This is a genomic window from Cryptosporangium japonicum (genome assembly GCF_039524755.1).
Taxonomy (GTDB): Bacteria; Actinomycetota; Actinomycetes; order Mycobacteriales; family Cryptosporangiaceae; genus Cryptosporangium; species Cryptosporangium japonicum.
The window spans coordinates 117,520-138,202 of record NZ_BAAAGX010000005.1 but is presented as its reverse complement, the minus strand read 5'-3'; the positions used below and the strand labels follow the sequence as shown (position 1 = coordinate 138,202).

Genomic DNA, 20,683 nt, shown 5'->3' with positions numbered 1-20,683 from the left:
CGTCACTCCGATACAGGAGTGTTGCCACGACCATATGAATCCAAGGCCTACGACGGCCCTCGTAGGCCCGGAAAGGCGTCCAGACCCCGGGAAGCCGTCGCCTCAGAGGCGGCCGGCGGCCTTCATGGCCAGGTAGGTGTCGGTGACCGTGCTCGCGAAGATGTCCGCCGGTGCGTCGACCACCTCCACGCCCCGGTTACGCATCGCGCCCACGATCCGACGCCGCTCGGCGTCGCCGCGGGCCGCGGCCGCCGCCTCGTAGACCGCCTCGGTGGTGCCGCGCTGCGCGGCCATCGCGGCGGCGGCCGGGTCGCCGACCGACGCCAGCACCACCGTGTGCCGGTCGGTGAGCCGGCCCAGCACCGGCAGCAGGCCCTCGGCCAGCGGCGCGGGCTCGATCGCGGTGAACAGCACCACCAGGCAGCGCTTCCGGGCGCGCAGCAGCACCTCGGACACGACCAGGTCGAAGTCCGACTCGACCAGCCGCGGCTCCACCGGCGCCAGCGCCTCCCCGATCGAGGCGACGACGCTCGCGTGCCCCTTGCCCCGCACCGACGTGCGTACCGACACGTCCGCGGCGAACAGCTCCACCCGGTCGCCGGCCTTCGCGGCCACCGCGGCGAGCAGCAGGCACGCGTCCATCGCCGCGTCGAGCCTGGGGATGTCACCCACCCGGGCCGCCGACGTGCGCCCGGTGTCGACGACCAGCACCAGGCGCCGGTCGCGCTCCGGACGCCAGGTGCGCACGACCACCTCGCTCCGGCGCGCGGTGGCCCTCCAGTCGATCGAACGGACGTCGTCGCCGTCCACGTACTCGCGCAGGGCGTCGAACTCGGTGCCTTGACCGCGGGCACGCACCGCGAGCGAACCGTCGAGCCGGCGCAGCCGGGACAGCTTCTCCGGCAGGAACCGGCGGGACGCGAACGGCGGCAGCGTCCGCATCGTCCAGGCCGGCGTGAGCCGGCGGATCGCGCGGCGGCGGGTCTGCCGGTACGTGAGGCCGAGCGGGCCGGTGGAGCGCACGGTGACCGCCACCGCCGGCCGGTCTCCCCGCCGGGTGGGCACCAGCGTCGTGTCGAGGCGCTCGGTCGCACCGGGCTTCAACACCACGTCGTGGACGTAGGGCGACGCGCCGGCGGACGGCACCCAGGCGTCCCGGATGCGGGCCCGCACCGTGCGACGACCGGTGTTCGTGGCCACCAGCGTGACCACCGCCGACTCACCGAGCCGGGTGGTGGTGGCGCCCCGGCGACGGAACGTCACCTGGCCCGCCGCCCCGGCGAGGAACCAGTCGACGACGCAGACCAGCGCCAGCACCGCCAGCCACACCTGGGCCGTCGCGGCATGCCAGGGAAGCACCGCGCTCACCACCGCACCGGCGAGGCAGAGCAGAACGACCCTGCCCGTGATCACCGCGGGGTGGGCACGGTGGCCAGCACCGAGTCGAGGATGCCGTCGGGTGTCGCGCCGTCCAGCTCGGCCTCGGGGCGCAGCACGATGCGGTGCCGCAGCGTCGGGCGGGCGAGCGCCTTCACGTCGTCCGGGGTGACGTAGTCGCGCCCCGACAGCCAGGCCCAGGCCTTCGCGGTCGCCAGCAGCGCGGTGGAGCCACGCGGGGACGCACCGGCGGCCAGCGACGGGGACGTGCGGGTGGCCCGGCAGACGTCGACGACGTACCCCATCACCGGGTCGGCGACCTGGACGCGGCGGGCCGCCTGCCGGGCCGTGGCCAGGTCGGCCGCGGTGGCCACCGGCTGGACGTTCGTCAGGTCGCGCGGGTCGAAGCCGTGGTGGTGGGCCGCGAGCACCTTCAGCTCGGCCTCCCGGGACGGCAGCGGCACGTCGACCTTGAGCAGGAACCGGTCGAGCTGGGCCTCGGGCAGCGGGTACGTGCCCTCGAACTCGAGCGGGTTCTGGGTGGCGGCCACCACGAACGGGTCGGGCAGCTTGCGCGGCACCCCCTCGACCGTGACCTGCCGCTCCTCCATCGACTCGAGCAGCGACGCCTGGGTCTTCGGCGGCGTCCGGTTGATCTCGTCGGCGAGCAGCAGGTTCGTGAAGACCGGCCCCTCCCGGAACTCGAACTCGGCCGTGCGGGCGTCGTAGACCAGCGACCCGGTGACGTCACCGGGCATCAGGTCGGGCGTGAACTGGACCCGCTTGGAGTCCAGCGACAGCGCGGCGGCCAGCGTGCGGATCAGCAGGGTCTTGGCCGTTCCGGGGACGCCCTCGAGCAGGACGTGCCCCTGGCAGAGCAGCGCGATGACCATGCTGGTGAGCACCGCGTCCTGTCCGATGACGACTTTGCCGACTTCGGCACGCAGGCGTCCGAGCGCCGCACGGGCGGCCTCGGTGTCGCTGGTTGGTGACAACTGCACGGGCGCATCGGTCACGACGGCTGTCCTTCGTCGGAGACGGTGGTCGGAGGAGTGAGCACGGCCGCCGTGAGCGCGTCGAGCGCGTCGGCGAGCACGACCAGGCCGTGGTCGTCGGTGGGCGGCGGCCCGTACAGGTGCTGGCCGACCGCGGCGGCCGGCCAGCCGGACCGCTCGGCGATCGCCTCGCAGATCTCGCGGGGATCGGAGTGTGCGCTGACGCCGAGCACCGGCCGCAGGCGGGCCAGCGTGGCGCTCCGGAGCGCCTCGGCGGCCTCCGGGCGGGCCCGGGCCCGGCGGTAGAGGCGGGCGCGGCCTTCCACGGTCTCGGTGGAGCGCACGATCACCGGCAGCGGCTCCGCGACCGGGGCGCTCAGCCGGCGTCCACGCCAGAACGCGGCCAGCAGCCCGGCGGCGGCCAGCATCCAGAGCGTCGTCGGGATCCAGCCGGGAAGCAGGTCGGTCAGCGACCGGGCCTCCGCCTTCGCGATCGGCTCCGGGGTGACGCGCTGGAGCCAGAGCACGTCGCGGTGGGCGCTGAGCAGGCCGAGCGAGAGCGCGGCGTTGCCGTGGTCGGCGAGCAGCTTGTTGGTGAGCGGATCGCCGGAGCCCAGGAACACCAGCTCGGCTCGGGACGGCCGGTCGAGTACGGCCAGGTGGCCGCCGTAGCAGCGGGTGAGGCCCCCGCCGGTGTAGGCGTAACCGCCGATGTCGGCGTTCCCGGCCGAGGTGGCCTCGGGCAGCGAGCAGTCGGGATCGCGGGTCTCGATGACGGCGGCGGTGTCGATCCGTACGTCGAGCTCCAGATCGTCCAGGGCGAACGGGTCGGGCTGGACGAAGACGACGCGGACCGTGTCAGGCAGGTTGGTTAGCCGCCGGAGGCTCGGACCGCCCAGGTTGTAGGGGAACGGCACGACGACCGTGACGTCGCCGGCGTCGGCGCGCTCCATCACGTCGTCGGTGCTGGTGAGCTCGGTGACCGGGTGCTCGTGGTTGCCGAGCAGCGTGGCCAGCGCGCGGGTGCCGCCGGGGTGGGCGGCGTCCGGGTCGAGCGCCGCGCGCTCACCCGTCGAGCGGGTGCTCACCAGCAACCACACCGCGAGTGTGACCAGCGCGAGTAGTGCCACGGTGAGGATGACGCGGAAGCGCCACGGCGACCGGGCGGCGGTGACCGGAGCGGCGGTGGGGATCACCGGGGCTCCCCGGCCGAGGTGCCCGGGGCCACCCAGGTGTCCGCGCCGACGAGTTCGCCCTCGCTGGGCCGGGCCGCGGCGACCCGGGTGGCGATCCCGCGCATCCGCTGGTCGTGCTCGGCGGTGGCGGTGCGCTCGCCGTACCAGATCTCGGCGAACAGCTCGGCGGCCGCGTTCAGGTCGGCCGACGCGTTCGGCAGTACCCGACCGGCCTCCACCGCGAGCTCGTGCGCGGTGCGCCCGGGACGGTTGTCGACCAGGTCACGGGCGACGAGACCGGCGACGACGCCGCGGAGACGCTCCCGGACGGCCTCGGCCCAGCGCCCCTCGGCGGCGTACGCGTCGGCGCGGGCCTCGTGCTCGGTGGCGCTGCGGGTGGGGGTCACCGGATCGGTCTTGCGCCGCACCGACGCGCTCCGGCCGGGCAGGCCGAACCGCCAGATCAACCCGCCCACGATGACGACGACCAGCAGCACGAAGATGAGCAGCCCGACGTTGCCGCCGGGGCTGTTGGACTGGGCGCGGTCGAGCAGGTGGTCGATCGTGTCCAGGATCCAGTCGACGACGCGCTGCAGCAGCGACGGCTTCTCGTCCTGGTAGATCTGCTTCGACAGCTCCTTCGCGGCCTCCTCGGCCGCGGGCTGCCGCGGGTAGGGCTCGAGTGGCGTCATCGGACCCTCTCCGTGCGGGAGCGGCGGCCGGCCAGGCCCCACTCGACGTCCAGCGCCTCGGCGCGCATCCGGCCGTCGAGATAGAGCAGCGTGTCGATGCCCGAGCGGAACGCCCAGACGACGATCAGCGGCAGGTAGTACGCGAACGCCACGGTGACCGTGAGCAGCAGCAGCGCGCCGTGGTCGCCGGAGACCAACGGGTCGCCGCCGACGAGGAGCTGCACCACCGTCGTGGCGATGATCGTCAGCGGAAGCATCATGATGAACCAGAGGAAGCCGCCGACCGCCCCGGCGAGCAGCCGGATGCCGAGCTGCCGGAACAACCCGGCCGCGGTGCCGCTGCCCACCTGCATGCTGCGCTTGAGCGCGTTGCCGATCGTGCCGCCCTCGAAGACCAGCACCAGCACCGACAGCCGCATCAGGCCACCGAAGAGCGGGACGAAGTAGCCGACGATCGGGATCGCGGCGATGACCACGTTCAGCCCGGTGAGCGTCAGGCCGAGCAGCATCAGCTTTCCGAACAGCGGACGCAGGCGGGCCCAGCAGACCGGCAGGGACGTGGGCGCGCCGGCCGCCTCCTGGATCACCGCCACCGCGGCGGCCGCGCTGGTGATCACCGCGGCCACGGTGGAGCCGAGCGCGGCGACGACCGACGCGGCCGTGAGCGTGAGCAGGAACAGCAGGATGTCGGTGTCGAGCGAGGACGACTCGCGGCTGAGCAGCCCGGTGATCGCCCACCACAGCGGAACGGTGATCAGCAGCTGGACGACGACCGTGACACCGGCCGTGCCGAGCGTCGGTCCGGGGTGGCGGCGCAGCAGGTCCATGCCGCCGTCGAGGATCTCGCCGACGGCGAGCGGGCGGAGCGGGACGGGACCGGAACCCGGACCGGCCGACAACGAGGGCAGCCCGACCGGTGGAGCCGGTGCGGTCACCGTGCTCACCTGCGAATCGCCCCCTCTCGCTCTACATTCCGCGACATCGTGTCATGCCCGTGCGACAGCGATTCGGCGCGTCCGTATGGCGGCTCAGCGGCAACTCCTCGACGAGAGTGCCACGATGTGGGGCATGAGAGCGCGTGTGCTGGTGGTCGACGACGATCCTGCCCTGGCCGAGATGCTCGGAATCGTGCTACGTGGTGAGGGTTTCGCACCATCGTTCGTTGCGGACGGTGAGGCTGCCCTCACGGTGTTCCGGGAGACCCGCCCCGATCTCGTCCTGCTCGACCTCATGCTCCCGGGCATGAGCGGGCTGGACGTGTGCCGGGCGGTGCGGGCGGAGTCAGGCGTGCCGATCGTGATGCTGACGGCCAAGAGCGACACCGTCGACGTGGTGCTGGGGTTGGAGTCCGGGGCGGACGACTACGTCGTCAAGCCGTTCAAGCCCAAGGAGTTGGTGGCCCGGGTCCGGGCCCGGTTGCGCCGGGGGGAGGAAGCGCCCCCCGAGACGCTGACGATCGGCCCGCCGCAGGCCCAGGTGCAGATCGACGTGCCGGGTCACTCGGTGACCAGGGACGGCAGCCCGATCGCGCTGACCCCGCTGGAGTTCGACCTGCTGGTCGCGCTGGCCCGCAAGCCGCGTCAGGTGTTCACCCGTGAGGTCCTGCTCGAGCAGGTCTGGGGTTACCGGCACGCGGCCGACACCCGGCTGGTCAACGTCCACGTGCAGCGGCTGCGGGCCAAGGTCGAGCGGGACCCGGAGCACCCCGAGGTGGTGCTCACCGTGCGCGGAGTCGGCTACAAAGCGGGCACCGGGTGAGGCGAAGGGCTCGACCGGACGCGCCCGACGGGCGCGTCCGACTTGTTTACCAGCGGTTCCGGCGGGCCGCCGGCTGGCTGTCCGCGCGGGTGCTCGCCCGTTGGCGCCGGTCGCTCCAGTTGCGCGTGGTCACCAGCGCGTTGCTGGCGTCCAGCGTGATGACCGTGGCGCTGGGGCTGTTCGTGGTGCACCGGGTCACCGACGGGCTCGTGGTCGCCGAGAAGGAACAGGCGCTGGAGCAGCTGGCCAGCGGCGTGACCTACCTGGGTGACGAGCTGTCCAGCATCAAGGGCCAGGACGACCCCGAGCTCGACAGCGTGCTGCGGCAGGCCGCGCGCAACCTCTCCGACCGGGGCTCGCGCGCCACCGACTTCGCGGTGGCCGTGCTGCCGACCGGCAACCGCAGGCTCTCGCCGAAGTACGTTCCCCGCTACTCCCCGGACGACGTCCGGCCGCCGGCGCAGCTGACCGGCCTCATCGCCACCGGTGAGCAGCGCGGCTACCAGTTCACCCGCACGTCGCTCGACGACCGCCCGGCCCGCCCGTTCCTCGTGGTCGGCGCGCCGGTCGACACCCAGGCCGGCCGGTTCGACCTGTACTACTTCGTGCCGCTCGACGACCAGGTGGCCACGGTCAGCCTGGTGCAGAACTCGCTGACCGCGATCGGCGCGCTGCTGTTGCTGCTGCTCGCGGCCATCGCCGGCATCGTCGCCCGGCAGGTCGTGACGCCGGTGCGGGTCGCCGCCCGCACCGCCGAGCGGCTCTCGGCCGGTTTGCTCGAGGAACGCATGGTGGTGCGCGGCGAGGACGAGCTGGCCCGGCTCGCGCACTCGTTCAACCAGATGGCGGCGAACCTGCAGCGGCAGATCGTCCAGCTGGAGAACCTGTCCCGGCTGCAACAGCGCTTCACCTCCGACGTATCGCACGAGCTGCGGACGCCGCTGACCACGGTGCGGATGGCGGCCGACGTCATCCACGCCGCCTCGGACACGTTCCCGCCCGCGCTGGCCCGCTCCACCGAGCTGCTCTCCAACGAGGTCGACCGCTTCGAGTCGTTGCTCAACGACCTGCTCGAGATCAGCCGCTACGACGCCGGTGCCGCGGTGCTCGATCCGGAGGACACCGACGTGCGCACGATCGTGACCAGGACCGTCGACGGGCTCGCCCAGCTGGCCGAGCGCACCGGTTCGGAGCTCGAGGTCGTGCTGCCCGACGAGCCGGTCGTCGCCGAGGTCGACCCGCGCCGCGTCGAGCGGATCCTGCGCAACCTGGTCGGCAACGCGATCGAGCACGGCGAGGGCCGACCGGTGAAGATCACGCTGGCCAGCGACGCGGACGCGCTCGCGATCACGGTGCGCGACTACGGCGTCGGGCTGCGTCCGGGCGAGGCCCAGGCGGTGTTCGACCGGTTCTGGCGCGCCGACCCGTCGCGGGCCCGGCAGACCGGTGGCACCGGCCTGGGGTTGTCGATCAGCCGTGAGGACGCCCGGCTGCACGACGGCTGGCTGCAGGTGTGGGGCTGGCCGGCGCTCGGCGCCCAGTTCCGTCTCACGCTGCCGCTGCGTCGCGGTGAGCGCCTCGCCGCGGCCCCGCTGCCGTTGGCGCCGGCCGACGCCGGGTCGCGCTATCCGCGGGCGATCGAGGCGGCACCCCGTGCGCTTCCGGCCGGGGCGGCCCACCCGGCTCTGACGCCGGGCCCGGCCGACGCCGCCGGCACGGAGGAGGAGCAGGATGCCTAGGAAGGCGCTGGTGGCCACCGCGCTGGTGGCGATCGTGCTGAGCGGCTGCGCCCGTGTGCCCGACAGCGGCCCGGCGGTGCCGGTCGCGATCCCCGGCGCGTCGCAGAGCACCGACTCGACGATCACCAGCGTCAACGCGCAGCTGCCCGGGCCCGGCCCGGACGCCGACGAGTCGGTGCAGGCCTACGTGAACGCGCTGGCCGTCACCCGCAACCCCGGTCCGCTCGGGGACCGCTACCTCCCCACGCCCGCCCTGCGCAACGCGTTCAGCCAGAACCCGTCGATGGTCGTCGTCCGCGGCGGCATCGAGAAGTCGGTGCAGGAGGCCGGCGACGAGGCCACGGCGACGTTCTCGGCCGACCTGATCGGCACGGTCGACAGCGACGGCGTGTTCGAGGAGGCGGAGAACCCGAAGTGGCAGGTGCAGGTCGGGCTGACCCGGATCAAGGGCGTCTGGTTGTTCGCCGAGCCCCCGCCGCTGATCGTCCCGGAGAACAAGTTCACCGAGTCGTTCAGCCAGGAGACCGTGTACTTCTCCGCGCGCCCCACCACGATCACCGGGCCGACGCCCCTGCTGGTGATCCCGGAACGCCGATGGCTCAACGAGGACATCGGTGACCAGATCACTCAGATCGTCGACTTCGTGCTCGCCGGGCCGTCCGAGGCGCTGAGTCAGGTCGCGGAGAACCCGCTGCCGAACATCAAGCGGACGAGCCGGGTGGCGGTGCAGGACGGCGACCTGGTCATCGAGCTCGAACCCCAGGCCGAGGCGATGAGCCGGGACGCGCTCAACGCGTTCGTCGCCGAGGTCGGGTGGTCGCTCAACGGCAAGTTCTCCGGCGCGGTGCGGCTCAACGTCGGCGGGCGCGCGCTCGACGTCCAGGGTTTCGAGGCCCGTCAGGACCTCGGGTCGTGGCGGCGCTACAACCCGGCGATCGTCCAGCGCAACCTGCCCACGTTCCAGGTGCAGAAGGGCACCGTGAAGGTGCTGAACGACCCCAGCGCCCGCGACGTGCACCGCCCGTACCGGCTCGGCACCCCGGTGCTCTCGAAGAGCGTGCGGGTGGCCGCGATCTCGATCGACCTGGTGCGGTTCGCCGTGGTGCGCGACGAGGCGGCCGGGCAGCGGCTCTGGGTCGGCGACGCGTCGGGCACGCTGCAGCCGGCCCTGCGGGCGCCCCAGATCGGCCGGCCGAGCTGGGGCGGCAACCGCGCCACGGTGCTGGTACCGGTCGGCGGCCGGCTCTTCGAGGTCGGCGTCGGGAACGCCGGGCGGCCGTCGGAGATCCAGGTCGTCGGGCCCGGCGGGCGGCGGCTGCGCGACATCACGTCGGTGCGGCTCTCGATCGACGGGGTCCGTGCGTTGATCGTGGCCGGCAACGGCGTGTACGTCGGGACGCTCACCGGGGCGACCGGCCGGGCACCGGTGCTCAGCGTCCGGCCGATGACCGTGCCCGGCGTCCCGCTCGACGTGTCCTGGCTCGGCCCGCTGGACGCGGCCGTGGCGGTGGCGCTGCCCGACCAGGAGAACCGGGTCGCGCTGGTGCGTGCGCCGGTCGACGGCTCGCTGGCCGAGCAGCACGGCGCGATCCCGAACACCGGGGGACCGGTACGGGTGAGCGCCGACCCGACCGAGAACCCGGAGTCGCTGGTGCTGCTCGAGGTGAGCGGGAAGCGGTACGTGCTGCGCGCCCGGGGCGGGACGAGCGACATAGCACCCGCGGTGGCCACCGCGCCGTTCTACCCAGGCTGAGAGGTTCTCCACCGGGGCGCCGCCGGGGAGTGGTCCGCCTGGGCTCCGGGCGGCACGGTGGGCTCGTGCTGAGGATGCTCGCCGATCTGGTGCTGCCGGTGCCGTGCGTCGCCTGCGGGGCGGCCGACGGGCCGCTCTGCGGGGTGTGTACACCGCACGCACTGCACACGGAGCCGGTCCGGGTACCGGCTGGGGTCCGGCCCGGTGGTGGTGCGCCGGCCGGGTGCGTCGCCGCCGGCACGTACCGGGGCGCCCTGCGGTCGGCGTTGATCGCGTACAAGGAACGCGGCGTCCGTGGGCTCGCCGTCCCGCTCGGTGCCCGGCTCGCGGCCGCCGTCGAGGCGGTGTCGGAGAGCGACGATCGATTACTCTGCGTACCGATTCCGTCGTCGTCGGGCGCGATCCGGGCGCGCGGGGGTGATCACGTCGTCCGGTTGGCCCGGTTCGCGGTCGCTACGCTGCGTCAGCAGGGGTTCGCGGCCGAGGTGGCCCGGTTGATCACGATGCGTCGCGTCCCCACGGATTCGGTGGGGCTCGGCGCGGCGGCGCGCCGGGCCAACGTCGCCGGTGCGTTCGCGGCGGCGCCCGGCCCGGTTCCGCGGTTGCGCGCGCCAACCGGTTCGCTCCGCGGCCGTACCACGATCGTGCTGGTCGACGACATCGTGACGACCGGAGCGACGCTCGCCGAAGGCTACCGGGCAGTAGCCGACATCGGCCTTCCGGTCGCGGGTGCGGCGGTTGTCGCCGCGACCCCGCCGCGGGGCGCTACCGTGTACCCGATTCATGACGTGAAGTAGTGAACCGGTTGCGGTGTGGGTGCAGTGCGCACGAACAGTGTGTCGCCACGCGCGGTGTCTGTTTCCATTCTGAGGACGCTGGATAAGCCGGTCACCAGGCACGACAGTGTCTGCTTCTCACAAAACGGATGTTTTGCTCGGAGTGGAGGGGTGACTACTCCTACTCCGAAGAGTTAGTTTCAGGTTCCACAGCAGTTCTCGCCCTGAGCAGATGGATGTCATCGAGGGGAGGTTGCCGCTTACCGGTCCCTCCCGCCCTGCGCGAAGCGCCAGGAGCACATCAGGGAACCGGTACCTCGCAAAGAAACCAGCCGCCCACCGTCGGGCGAGCTGACAAGTTCGCGGAAGCGTGGAGGTACGTGTGGACATCGTCGTCAAGGGTCGTAACGTCGAGGTGCCCGACCACTACCGGCAGCACGTCAGCGAGAAACTCTCTCGCGTTGAGCGCTACGACCAGAAGCTCATTCGAATCGACGTCGAACTGTTCCACGAACCGAACCGTCGGCAGGCGCAGACCTGCCAGCGGGTCGAGATCACGGTGAAGACGCGGGGCCCGGTGATTCGCAGCGAAGCCTGTGCGGCGGACTTCTACTCCGCATTGGACCTCGCGATGACGAAGCTGGAGAACCGCCTCCGGCGCGCGGCTGACCGCCGGCGCGTCCACCACGGCCGTCGCACTCCCGTCTCCGTCGCCACGGCGATGGCGGATGCGACCTCGGACATCCCGGCGCCGATGTGGGCGCCGCAGAACGGCTCGGAACCGCACGAGGACCACGCGGCTCACGGGTCGGTCGCCGTACTCGAGGACTTCGAGGACGGCCCCTGCCGGATCGTTCGTACGAAGGAACACCCGAACGAGCCGATGACCGTGGACGACGCCCTGTTCGAGATGGAACTCGTCGGGCACGACTTCTACCTCTTCAACGACAAGGACACCGGCCGCCCGAGCGTCGTCTACCGCCGAAAGGGCTACGACTACGGCGTCATGTGCCTGGGCCTTTGAGGGCGGCCCGCTGAGAACGACGCTCACAGGCGAGCGCGAGCCCTTGAGTATCAGCCTGAGGGCGGCCCGCTGAGAACGGCGCTCACAGGCGAGCGCGAGCCCTTGAGTATCAGCTATACGAGGCGGTCTCGCGCTCGTCTGTGAGCGCCGCCCTCAGCGGGCTCCAGGTCAGAGCAACGCGCCTGGCGGCGCTTCACAAGCCCGCCTGGCGGCGCCTCACAAGCACTGCGTCGCGGACGCTCGGCTACCTGCCGGGCGTCCGCGGCGCGTTACGGCGGGGACGCGAGGGCACGGGCCTCGGCCGCGACGGCGCGGCGGAACCCGCCCACGGTGGTTCGCCGGGTGGCGTGATCAATCTTTGAGGTCGGTCGGTAGGAGTGAGCCGATCCAGGCGTCGGCGCGGGAGCCGTCGCGGCGGCGGATGCGGTCGCGCAGGGTTCCCTCGACGGTGAAACCGGCGCGCTCGGCGACCGCGCGGGAGCCGTGGTTGCCGACCTCGGCCATCCAGCTCAGCCGGGCCACGCCGAGCGTGCCGAACGCCCACCGCGCCAGCGCGAGCGTGCCCGCGGTGGCCACGCCGCGCCGCCGCGCCCACGGCGCGACCCAGTAGCCCACCTCGGCCAGACCGTCGCCCAGGTCCGTCGACACCAGGCTGACCGTGCCGAGACCCTCGCCGCTCACCGCGTCGAACACGCCGAACGGCGCGGCCCGGCCCGACTCCCACGCCCGCGGGACGAAGTCGGTGACGTAGGCGAACGCGTCGTTCGACCGGTACGGGCTCGGCACCCTGGTCCAACGCTGGATGTCCGGGTCCTGGCAGGCCCGGCAGATCCACTCGGTGTCGACCGTCTGGCACGGCCGCAGCTGGAAGCGTCCGGCGACGATCTCCACGGAGTCCACCCCGTCATCCTGGCCGGTCGAGGGCCCGAGAGGCCGTCGGGCCTGCCGCAAACGGGGAAATCTTCGGCAAATTGCTTCGGCGGGACTATTGTTCGGTGTTCTGCGCGCGCCGGTGACGGCCAAGGTTGTGGCTCCCGGGAACCGATCGCCCTCGGCTGCGGTTTACTGGGTGGAGAGCCGCGCCCCGACCGGTGGACGGCTGGCCGCGTAGCGCGGGAGGACCGCCGCCGCCCCCCGCGCCTACGATGGCGGTAGGACATCTGAGGGAGCTGACCGAACCCGTGATCTTCGAGAAGATCCTCCGCGCCGGCGAGGGGCGGATCATTCGCCGTCTCAAGGCGATAGCTGACACCGTGAACTCGATCGAGGACGAGTACACGGATCTGACGGACGCGGAGTTGCGCGAGCAGACCGACCAGTTCAAGGAGAGGTACGCGGACGGCCAAACGCTCGACGATCTCCTCCCCGAAGCGTTCGCGGTCGCCCGGGAGGGCGCGCGGCGCGTACTCGGTCAGCGGCACTACGACGTCCAGCTCATGGGCGGCGCCGCGCTGCACCTGGGCAACATCGCCGAGATGAAGACCGGTGAGGGCAAGACCCTCACCTGCGTGCTCCCGGCGTACCTCAACGCGCTGGCCGGCAAGGGCGTGCACGTCGTCACCGTCAACGACTACCTGGCGCAACGTGACGCCGAGTGGATGGGGCGCGTCCACCGCTTCCTGGGCCTGGAGGTCGGCACGATCCTGCCGAACGCGATGCCCGGCGCGCACAAGGCCGCGTACGAGTGCGACATCACGTACGGCACGAACAACGAGTTCGGCTTCGACTACCTGCGCGACAACATGGCGGGTTCGCACGCGGAGCTGGTCCAGCGCGGCCACTTCTTCGCCGTCGTCGACGAGGTCGACTCGATCCTGATCGACGAGGCCAGGACGCCGCTGATCATCTCCGGCCCGGCCGAGCAGTCGGCCCGCTGGTACACCGAGTTCGCGCGGATCGTGCCGCGCCTGCGTCGCGACCGCGACTACGAGGTCGACGAGGGCAAGCGCACCGTCGGTATCAGCGAGGACGGCGTCGAGAAGGTCGAGGACCAGCTCGGCATCGACAACCTCTACGAGGCCGTCAACACGCCGCTGATCGGTTACCTGAACAACGCGCTGAAGGCCAAGGAGCTCTTCAAGAAGGACAAGGACTACATCGTCGTCGACGGCGAGGTCCTGATCGTCGACGAGTTCACCGGTCGCGTGCTGCACGGGCGTCGCTACAGCGAGGGCATGCACCAGGCCATCGAGGCCAAAGAAGGCGTGAACATCAAGGACGAGAACCAGACTCTCGCCACGATCACGCTGCAGAACTACTTCCGCCTCTACGACAAGCTCGGCGGCATGACCGGTACGGCCATGACCGAGGCGGCGGAGTTCCAGAAGACGTACAACGTCGGTGTCGTCCCGATCCCGACCCACCGGGACATGGTCCGCAAGGACCGCCCCGACGTGGTCTACAAGACCGAGATCGCGAAGTTCGAGGCGGTCGTCGAGGACATCGCCGAGCGGCACGTCATCGGCCAGCCGATCCTGGTCGGCACCACCAGCGTCGAGAAGTCCGAGCTGCTCTCGACGATGCTGGGCCGCCGCGGCATCCGGCACGAGGTGCTGAACGCGAAGAACCACGCCCGTGAGGCCGAGATCATCGCGCAGGCCGGCCGCGAGAGCGCGGTGACGGTCGCGACGAATATGGCCGGTCGTGGTACCGACATCATGCTCGGCGGCAACGCCGAGTACCTGGCCGCCGCCGAGCTGCGCAACGCCGGTCACACCCCGGAGGACGAGGACTGGGAGACCCTCCTCGCGGAGACCACCGAGCGGGTCAAGGACCAGGTCGACGAGGAGGCCGAGAAGGTCACCGACGCCGGCGGCCTCTACGTGCTGGGCACCGAGCGGCACGAGTCGCGTCGTATCGACAACCAGCTGCGTGGTCGTTCCGGCCGCCAGGGCGACCCGGGCGAGTCCCGCTTCTACCTGTCGCTCGGCGACGACCTGATGCGTCGCTTCAACTCCGGTGCGGTCGAGGCGATCATGGACCGCCTCAACATCCCCGACGACGTGCCGATCGAGTCGAAGATGGTCAGCCGCCAGATCCAGTCGGCGCAGACCCAGATCGAGCAGCAGAACGCCGAGGCGCGCAAGAACGTCCTCAAGTACGACGAGGTGCTCAACAAGCAGCGCCAGGTGATCTACGCCGAGCGCAAGCAGGTGCTCGACGGTGCTGACCTGCAGGAGCAGATGCAGCACATGCTCGACGACATCGTCGAGGCGTACGTGGGCGTGGCCACCGGCGACGGGTACGCGGAGGACTGGGACCTCGAGGAGCTGTTCAAGAGCCTCAACCTGATCTACCCGGTGTCGTTCACGCTGGAGGAGCTAGAGGAGGAGGTCGGCGGCCGCGAAGCCATCGACGCCGAGCTGCTCACCGCCCGTCTCACCGAGGACGCGCAGACCGCGTACGAGAAGCGCGAGAAGGAGCTCGGCAGCGAGCTCATGCGCGACGCCGAGCGGCAGATCGTCCTCGCCGTGCTCGACCGCAAGTGGCGCGAGCACCTCTACGAGATGGACTACCTGCAGGAGGGCATCGGCCTGCGTGCCTACGCCCAGCGCGACCCGCTGGTCGAGTACACGCGGGAGGGTTTCGACCTCTTCAGCGGGATGATGGACGGCATCAAGGAGGAGTCGATCCGGCTGCTCTTCCACGCCGAGATCCAGACCGAGGAGGCACCGGCACCGGCCAGTGCACCGGCGGCGGACGACTCGCCGACGATCGAGGCACCCGCGCTGCAGCACGCCGAGGTGCAGGGCCTGATCCGGCCGCGGACGTCGAACCAGCCGCTGCAGTACAGCGCGCCGGCGATCGACGGCGAGGCCGGCACCGGCGGCGGCGTGGCCGTCGCCACCGACAGCCCGCTGGGTTCGGCCGCCGGTGGGCGCAAGCCCGCCACGCCGGGGCAGAAGGTCGGCGCCGGTCCGTCGCGGAACGCGCCCTGCCCGTGCGGTTCGGGCAAGAAGTACAAGCGCTGCCACGGTGCGCCGGGCGGCCCGGCCTGATCGTCGCTTTTCCGCACGCCCGTCCGCGCCTCCGGCGCGGACGGGCGTTTGCGTTTCGGGGGCCACGGGGTACCCGCTGGTAAAGTTCGATAACGGCAGGTCAACCGGGGCGTTTCCATTGTGGGGGGCGCGGCGTGTCCGGCCCGTCGTCCTCACCCGGCGGCGGCCGGAGTGAGTCTTCCCGGCTCCCGAGAGGAACCATGGACTCCGTCGGTGCCCAACTGGCACTCGTCCTACTGCTCGTGCTGCTGAACGCCGCTTTCGCCGGCAGTGAGATCGCCTTGATCTCGCTGCGCGAGAGCCAGCTGCAGCGGCTGTCCCGTACGGGCTCCGGTGGCCGGGTGCTCGCCCGCCTGGCTCGCGACTCCAACCGCTTCATGGCCACGATCCAGGTCGGCATCACGCTCGCCGGGTTCCTGGCGTCGGCGACGGCCGCGGTGTCGCTCGCGCAGCCGCTGGTCGAACCGCTCGGGTTCCTCGGCAACGCGGCGCGGCCGGTGTCGATCGTGATCGTCACGATCCTGCTGACGTTCGTCACGCTGGTGTTCGGTGAGCTCGCGCCCAAGCGCATCGCCATGCAGCGCGCCGAGGGGTGGGCGCTCGCCGTGGCCCGCCCGCTGGATCTGCTCTCGACGCTCAGCCGGCCGGCGATCTGGCTGCTCGGCATCACCACCGACGCGGTGGTGCGCCTGCTCGGCGGTGACCCCGACCGGCAGCGCGAAGAGGTGACCCGCGAGGAGGTCACCGAGATGGTGAGCTCGCACAAGGGCTTCACGCCGCTGCAGCAGACGATGATCGTCGGCGCGCTGGAGGTGGGTGACCGGGTGCTGCGCGAGGTGCTGGTGCCCCGCCGGGAGGCGTTCGTGCTGTCGGCGGAGTTCGACATCCCGCGGGCCCGCACCGAGCTGGTCGCGTCCGGGCACAGCCGCGCGCCGGTCGCGCCCCGGGGTTCGTTGGACGAGGCCATCGGCGTCGTCCACCTCCGTCAGCTGATCGACGACGACGGGACGCTCGCCGACCGGGTGCTCTCGGTGCCGGCGTTGCCGGGCAGCATGCGGGTGCCGGACGCCCTGCGTGAACTGTCGATGGCACGCACGCAGATGGCGCTCGTGGTCGACGAGCACGGTGACATCGACGGTCTGGTGACGGTCGAGGATCTCGTCGAGGAAGTCGTCGGTGAGATCTACGACGAGACCGACAAGGACATCCAGGCGGTGCAGATCTCCGAGGACGGCTCGATGGTGCTGCCGGGGTCGTTCCCGGTGCACGACCTGGTCGACATCGCGATCGAGCTGCCGCACCGGCCGGAGGGTGACTACACGACGGTGGCCGGGCTGATCCTGGCGGTGCTCGGGCGTATCCCGCGCTCGCCCGGGGACGTCGTCACGGTCGACCGTTGGTCGTTCGAGGTGCGTGCCGTGCGGCGGCGGGCCATCACCGAGGTGATGGTGCGGCCGGAGCCGGACGCGCCCGTCGAGCCCCACGAACTCGAGGAGCCCGCGGCCGCGGAGTGACGATCACAGCACGGTGAGCACCGGGCAGCGCCAGCGGCCGTCCAGGCCCTCCAGCCGGACGGCGATCGCGCGGGTTCGGCTGCCCACCCGGGCGAGCACCGTGATCTCGGCGATCCCGTCGGCCGGTTCGCAGACCAGCGTCCGGCCGACGTGGATCCGGGTACGGGGGCGGGGCCGGTGCCCCGAGGCCCCGGACGCCCGGTGCAACCGGCCGCTCAGCCGTTCGTACGCCTCCTCGGTGAGGTGCGGGCGTAACTGCCGCACCGGACGACGCCCGCTGAGCACCTCGAGCAGCGCGAGCACGAGCGCGCGGGCGTGCCCGGCCGGATCGGGCAACGCCCGGCGCGGCGTCGCCTGCGGTTCGAACGAGACCTCCGCACGCCGCTCGGGCGGGCGATCGACCGGGAACGGCAGCTCCGGCGGCACCACCGCACGGGCCAGCACGGGGCCCGGAACGAGCAGCACGACGGCCGGCGGCTCGAGCGCGGGAGGACGACAGATCACCGGGACACTCCGCATGTACGTTTCCTTCGTTTGCTTTCGTTTGAATAAGGAAACGTCGGCTAGGTAGCTCTGCGCAAGACTCTGGTTGCCGACTGTGGACAATCACGTTCACGCCGCGACTCGATGCCCCACAGTGGAGCGATGGATGACCGGTGGGAGTCGCTGTTCGCCGACGCCGAGACCCAGTTCGAGGCGTTGCGCCGCGGAGAGGTGGAGGCGGAGGCCGCGGACCGCAGCCGGCGGGAGTTCGCGCTGGTGGAGTTCGTGCACCGGTTGCGTGGCGCGGTGGGTGCCGAGGTCGAGGTGTGGCTGGACGCCGAGCCGGTGCGTGGCGCGCTCGTGCGGATCGGGCCCGACTGGATGTTGCTGAGCGGAGAGGGCCGACGAGAGGTTCTGGTGCCGCTCGCGGCCGTGTCCGCGGTCGCCGGGCTGCCCGGGCGCACGATGGTTCCCGGCGCCGGTGCGGAGGTCGAGGCGAGGCTCGATCTCCGCTACGCGTTGCGTCGGTTGGCGCGCGACCGGATACCGGTCCGGGTGGTATTGCGCGGTGGCCGGGTGACCGGAGGAACGTTCGACCGGGTGGGGCGCGACTTCGTCGAGCTCGCCGAGCATTTACCGGGACAGGTGCGCCGAGCCGCCGCGGTCGGATCGATCCGCAGCATTCCGCTCGGAGCGCTTCGGGCCGTGCATGCCGGTTGAAGTGCTCAACCAATTTCCTCGTCGGGAGTGTCGGAATAGGTGAACGGATGGGCGCGCACAAAATCGCGCGTCTCCTTGTACATCCGCTCGATGTAGTGCTCGAGTTCAGCGCGTTCGACCCGCCACTGGCCGCGACCGCCGATTTTGATCGCGGGAAGATCGCCGGACCTGACCAGCGCATACGTCTGGGAAGAGGAGATGTTGAGGATCTCCGCTACGTCAGAGAGCTGGAGAAATCGATCGGTGGCCATCTCACCTCCCGCCGCCTGTCCTTGAGTCTGCCATTGCCGCCCTTCCCTCGTTCGAGTTCGTCCACAGCCGCCACCAACCTGTGGATAGTCGGCTCCGAGGTGGCGTGCGATACGCGACGATGTGGAGAGTTCCTAGTGGCCTGGATCCGACCTGATAAACGCCCGAAGGGAGGCGGATGTCAGCTCCGGCATCACCACCCGCGCGGCGGCGCCGTGTTCCCTCCTGGTTCGACTTTCGATTCGTGCTCGGTGCGGTACTGGTGTTGGCGTCAGTGGTCGCCGGGGCGAGGCTGTTCGCCGCGGCCGACCGCACGGCACCGGTCTGGGCCGTCACCCGCGATCTCGGGGCCGGCACCGTGCTCACCCGGGGCGACGTGGAGGTGGTGCGTGTCCGGCTGCCCGGACGCGGGGCGCAGTACCTCGCGGCCGGCGGTGCCGCGCCAGTGGGTCGTTCGTTGACCCGTGACGTCGGCGCCGGGGAGTTGTTACCGCGGGCCGCGCTGATCGATCGGGCGTGCGGGAGCGAGGTCAGCATTCCGGTCGCGGCGCTGCACGTGCCGGCCACGGTCCGGCGGGGCGTGAAGGTGGACGTGTTCGCGACGGCCCGCGAGGGGGAGCCCACGCGGGTGCTCGCGGCGGTGACCGTGCAGGACGCGGTGCGGGGGTCGGACCTCGGCGGCGGCTCGGCGCTGGTCGTGCGGGTCGCGGACGAGTTGGCCCCGGCGGTGGTGCGTGCGGTCCGCACGGCCGAGATCGACGTGGTGGTGGTCGCCGGGCGTTCGCCGGGCGACGGGTGCGGCGGCTCGGCGGGCCCGAGCGGCTCACCGACGCCGGGGGCCACGCTGACCTTCCCTCCCGCTCCCACCGGCCCGGCCACGACCGGTTCGACTCGCACCGGTCCGGACGGGGCTGATCCCGACGGTGGTGGCGGATGACCTTGGCGGTGCTCACGGTGGTCGCCGACGGGGCCGACTGGGAGGCGTCGCTGGTGGCGGCCTGGGGTGATCGGGACGCCGGTGTCACCGTCGTGCGCCGCTGCACCGGCGCGGCCGAGCTGCTCGCGGTGGCCTCCACCGGGGTCGCGGTCGCGGCGGTCCTGCCCGCCGGGTTGGCCCATCTCGACCGCCCGCTGCTCACGCGGCTGGCGTCCAGCGGTGTGGCCGTCGTCGGCATCGTCGATCCGGCCGACGACGCCGGCCGGAACCGATTACGGGCCCTCGGCATCGACCACGTGCTCCCGGCCGACGCCGCTCCCTCCGCCGTGGCGGGCGCCCTCCGAGCCGCCACGGCCCTCGTGTCCGCGGGCGGGCGGCCGCCCGGGGGTGGCGTCCACCGGGCGCCGGGCGACGATCCGAGTGCTGGCCCCGGTCGCTGGCCGACCCGTGGCGGAGCCACCCCGCCCTCGATCGCCCGATCCCGCCTCGAGGGCCGAGGCGCGTTCCCGCCGGGTGCGCCTCATCCCGACGAGATCCCGGGCCCGACTGACGAACCTGCTCCGGGCGGCGCCCCGCCGCCGTCGGACGAAGGCCGGCAGGTACTGCTCCGCGACCCCGCCGACGTCGTGCTCGCCGACGGCGCCGCCCCGGGGCGGGTGATCGCGATCTGGGGCCCCACCGGCGCACCCGGTCGCACCACGGTGGCGATCGGCCTCGCTGACGAGGCCGCGCGCCTCGGCGTCAGCACCTTGCTGGTGGACGCCGACACCTACGGCGGGGTGGTCGCGCAGCACCTCGGGCTGCTGGACGAGGCGTCCGGGCTGGCGTCAGCCGCCCGGCTGGCCGACACCGGCCGGCTGACCCCCACCGCCCTGGCCGCGCTGGCCCGCGCCATCACCCCGGATTTCCGCGTCCTGACCGGGCTGGGCCGCGCCGAACGCTGGCCCGAGGTGCGCCCCGAAGCGCTCACCTCGATCCTCGACCAGGCCCGCGCGCTCTGCACGCTGACGATCGTCGACTGCGGTTTCTGCCTCGAACAGGACGAAGAACTCGTCTACGACACCGCCGCGCCCCGCCGGAACGGCGCCACCGTGTCCGCGGTCGAGTCCGCGGACGCCGTGCTGGCCATCGGCACCGCCGACCCGGTCGGCCTGCAACGGCTGATCCGGGGCCTGGCCGAGCTCAAGGAGTTCGCCGAGCCGGAGATCGTGATCAACCGGGTCAGACGCGGCCCGATCCCGGGTGACCCGGCCCGGCAGGTGGCGACCGCGCTGGAACGGTTCGCCGGCGTGCGCGGGGTGCGCACGTTGCCCTACGACCGCCGGTCCGCCGACCGTGCGCTGGCCGAGGGCCGCACGCTCGCCGAGGTCGCGGAGAAGTCGCCCCTGCGTCGAGCGCTTACTGAACTCGCAACGTCCGTATCGGTGCAGTTCGGTTTGAGGGGGTCTACCAACGAGTAACCCATGTCACCATGAGGGTGTCATCGGTGTCAC

At 71.9% G+C, this 20,683-nt stretch carries 18 protein-coding genes; 10 read left to right on the top strand and 8 right to left on the bottom strand.

Features of this window, described 5'->3' with window-relative positions:
* Window positions 1-102: 102 nt before the first annotated feature.
* Genes ABD437_RS04870 through ABD437_RS04850 form a run of 5 tightly spaced genes read right to left on the bottom strand, consistent with a single transcriptional unit; the run spans window position 103 to window position 5,174 of the window.
* Window positions 103-1,413: a DUF58 domain-containing protein gene (locus tag ABD437_RS04870; protein ID WP_344647525.1), complete on the bottom strand. Its 1,311-nt coding sequence runs from the start codon at window positions 1,411-1,413 to the stop codon at window positions 103-105.
* Entirely contained in the window at window positions 1,410-2,393 is a 984-nt protein-coding gene (locus ABD437_RS04865) for an AAA family ATPase (RefSeq protein ID WP_344647524.1), read from the bottom strand. Before ABD437_RS04865 ends, ABD437_RS04870 begins: the two co-directional genes overlap by 4 nt.
* Window positions 2,390-3,568: a DUF4350 domain-containing protein gene (locus tag ABD437_RS04860; protein ID WP_344647523.1), complete on the bottom strand. Its 1,179-nt coding sequence runs from the start codon at window positions 3,566-3,568 to the stop codon at window positions 2,390-2,392. The genes ABD437_RS04865 and ABD437_RS04860 overlap by 4 nt, the downstream gene beginning before the upstream one ends.
* On the bottom strand, window positions 3,565-4,239 hold the full coding sequence (locus ABD437_RS04855; protein ID WP_344647522.1) for a DUF4129 domain-containing protein: 675 nt from the start codon (window positions 4,237-4,239) through the stop codon (window positions 3,565-3,567). Before ABD437_RS04855 ends, ABD437_RS04860 begins: the two co-directional genes overlap by 4 nt.
* The gene (locus tag ABD437_RS04850; protein WP_344647521.1) at window positions 4,236-5,174 is read right to left on the bottom strand and encodes a hypothetical protein; all 939 of its coding nucleotides are present in this window, start codon (window positions 5,172-5,174) and stop codon (window positions 4,236-4,238) included. Before ABD437_RS04850 ends, ABD437_RS04855 begins: the two co-directional genes overlap by 4 nt.
* 133 nt (window positions 5,175-5,307) lie before the next feature.
* Between ABD437_RS04850 and mtrA the strand changes: the two genes are divergently transcribed.
* The 5 genes from mtrA to hpf all read left to right on the top strand — a co-directional run bounded on the left by mtrA (window position 5,308) and on the right by hpf (window position 11,289).
* Window positions 5,308-5,997, top strand: coding sequence for an MtrAB system response regulator MtrA (gene mtrA / locus ABD437_RS04845; protein WP_344647520.1), 690 nt, complete (start codon window positions 5,308-5,310; stop codon window positions 5,995-5,997).
* Window positions 5,994-7,736 (top strand): MtrAB system histidine kinase MtrB, encoded by a 1,743-nt coding sequence (gene mtrB, locus ABD437_RS04840; RefSeq protein WP_344647519.1) that lies wholly within the window; start codon window positions 5,994-5,996, stop codon window positions 7,734-7,736. Before mtrA ends, mtrB begins: the two co-directional genes overlap by 4 nt.
* Window positions 7,729-9,489 (top strand): LpqB family beta-propeller domain-containing protein, encoded by a 1,761-nt coding sequence (locus ABD437_RS04835; RefSeq protein WP_344647518.1) that lies wholly within the window; start codon window positions 7,729-7,731, stop codon window positions 9,487-9,489. Before mtrB ends, ABD437_RS04835 begins: the two co-directional genes overlap by 8 nt.
* 74 nt (window positions 9,490-9,563) lie before the next feature.
* Window positions 9,564-10,286, top strand: a complete 723-nt coding sequence (locus ABD437_RS04830; protein ID WP_344647532.1) for a ComF family protein — start codon at window positions 9,564-9,566, stop codon at window positions 10,284-10,286.
* Window positions 10,287-10,647: 361 nt separating this feature from the next.
* Complete coding sequence (gene hpf / locus ABD437_RS04825) at window positions 10,648-11,289, top strand: ribosome hibernation-promoting factor, HPF/YfiA family (protein WP_344647517.1); 642 nt, start codon at window positions 10,648-10,650, stop codon at window positions 11,287-11,289.
* A 351-nt stretch (window positions 11,290-11,640) separates the two neighbouring features.
* On the opposite strand, the gene ABD437_RS04820 is transcribed toward hpf, so the two are convergent.
* Window positions 11,641-12,189, bottom strand: a complete 549-nt coding sequence (locus ABD437_RS04820) for a GNAT family N-acetyltransferase (RefSeq protein WP_344647516.1) — start codon at window positions 12,187-12,189, stop codon at window positions 11,641-11,643.
* A gap of 245 nt (window positions 12,190-12,434) precedes the next feature.
* Here ABD437_RS04820 and secA point away from each other — a divergent pair, with 245 nt between their 5' ends.
* Window positions 12,435-15,287 (top strand): preprotein translocase subunit SecA, encoded by a 2,853-nt coding sequence (secA, locus tag ABD437_RS04815; RefSeq protein WP_425558090.1) that lies wholly within the window; start codon window positions 12,435-12,437, stop codon window positions 15,285-15,287.
* Window positions 15,288-15,487: 200 nt separating this feature from the next.
* The gene (locus tag ABD437_RS04810) at window positions 15,488-16,801 is read left to right on the top strand and encodes a hemolysin family protein (RefSeq protein ID WP_344647514.1); all 1,314 of its coding nucleotides are present in this window, start codon (window positions 15,488-15,490) and stop codon (window positions 16,799-16,801) included.
* A gap of 3 nt (window positions 16,802-16,804) precedes the next feature.
* Here the strand turns inward: ABD437_RS04810 and ABD437_RS04805 are convergent, their stop codons facing one another.
* Window positions 16,805-17,320, bottom strand: coding sequence for an Rv3235 family protein (locus ABD437_RS04805; protein WP_344647513.1), 516 nt, complete (start codon window positions 17,318-17,320; stop codon window positions 16,805-16,807).
* A 126-nt stretch (window positions 17,321-17,446) separates the two neighbouring features.
* Here ABD437_RS04805 and ABD437_RS04800 point away from each other — a divergent pair, with 126 nt between their 5' ends.
* Entirely contained in the window at window positions 17,447-18,004 is a 558-nt protein-coding gene (locus ABD437_RS04800; RefSeq protein ID WP_344647512.1) for a hypothetical protein, read from the top strand.
* A 5-nt stretch (window positions 18,005-18,009) separates the two neighbouring features.
* On the opposite strand, the gene ABD437_RS04795 is transcribed toward ABD437_RS04800, so the two are convergent.
* Window positions 18,010-18,255, bottom strand: coding sequence for a helix-turn-helix domain-containing protein (locus ABD437_RS04795; protein ID WP_344647511.1), 246 nt, complete (start codon window positions 18,253-18,255; stop codon window positions 18,010-18,012).
* Between the two features lie 242 nt (window positions 18,256-18,497).
* Between ABD437_RS04795 and ABD437_RS04790 the strand changes: the two genes are divergently transcribed.
* Both ABD437_RS04790 and ABD437_RS04785 read left to right on the top strand, forming a co-directional pair.
* A complete protein-coding gene (locus tag ABD437_RS04790; RefSeq protein ID WP_344647510.1) occupies window positions 18,498-19,190 on the top strand; it encodes an SAF domain-containing protein in 693 nt (230 codons plus the stop codon).
* Window positions 19,187-20,650 carry a CpaE/TadZ family protein gene (locus ABD437_RS04785; protein ID WP_344647509.1) on the top strand — a complete coding sequence of 488 codons (1,464 nt, stop codon included), beginning with the start codon at window positions 19,187-19,189 and terminating at the stop codon, window positions 20,648-20,650. Before ABD437_RS04790 ends, ABD437_RS04785 begins: the two co-directional genes overlap by 4 nt.
* Window positions 20,651-20,683: the final 33 nt, after the last annotated feature.

What these genes read in the sequence shown, in the direction of transcription:
- ABD437_RS04855 (WP_344647522.1), bottom strand. Translation starts at nt 4,239, where the DNA reads ATGACGCCACTCGAGCCCTACCCGCGGCAGCCCGCGGCCGAGGAGGCC.
- mtrA (WP_344647520.1), top strand. Translation starts at nt 5,308, where the DNA reads ATGAGAGCGCGTGTGCTGGTGGTCGACGACGATCCTGCCCTGGCCGAG.
- ABD437_RS04835 (WP_344647518.1), top strand. Translation starts at nt 7,729, where the DNA reads ATGCCTAGGAAGGCGCTGGTGGCCACCGCGCTGGTGGCGATCGTGCTG.
- ABD437_RS04830 (WP_344647532.1), top strand. Translation starts at nt 9,564, where the DNA reads ATGCTCGCCGATCTGGTGCTGCCGGTGCCGTGCGTCGCCTGCGGGGCG.
- secA (WP_425558090.1), top strand. Translation starts at nt 12,435, where the DNA reads ATGGCGGTAGGACATCTGAGGGAGCTGACCGAACCCGTGATCTTCGAG.
- ABD437_RS04810 (WP_344647514.1), top strand. Translation starts at nt 15,488, where the DNA reads ATGGACTCCGTCGGTGCCCAACTGGCACTCGTCCTACTGCTCGTGCTG.
- ABD437_RS04805 (WP_344647513.1), bottom strand. Translation starts at nt 17,320, where the DNA reads ATGCGGAGTGTCCCGGTGATCTGTCGTCCTCCCGCGCTCGAGCCGCCG.
- ABD437_RS04800 (WP_344647512.1), top strand. Translation starts at nt 17,447, where the DNA reads ATGGATGACCGGTGGGAGTCGCTGTTCGCCGACGCCGAGACCCAGTTC.
- ABD437_RS04795 (WP_344647511.1), bottom strand. Translation starts at nt 18,255, where the DNA reads ATGGCCACCGATCGATTTCTCCAGCTCTCTGACGTAGCGGAGATCCTC.
- ABD437_RS04785 (WP_344647509.1), top strand. Translation starts at nt 19,187, where the DNA reads ATGACCTTGGCGGTGCTCACGGTGGTCGCCGACGGGGCCGACTGGGAG.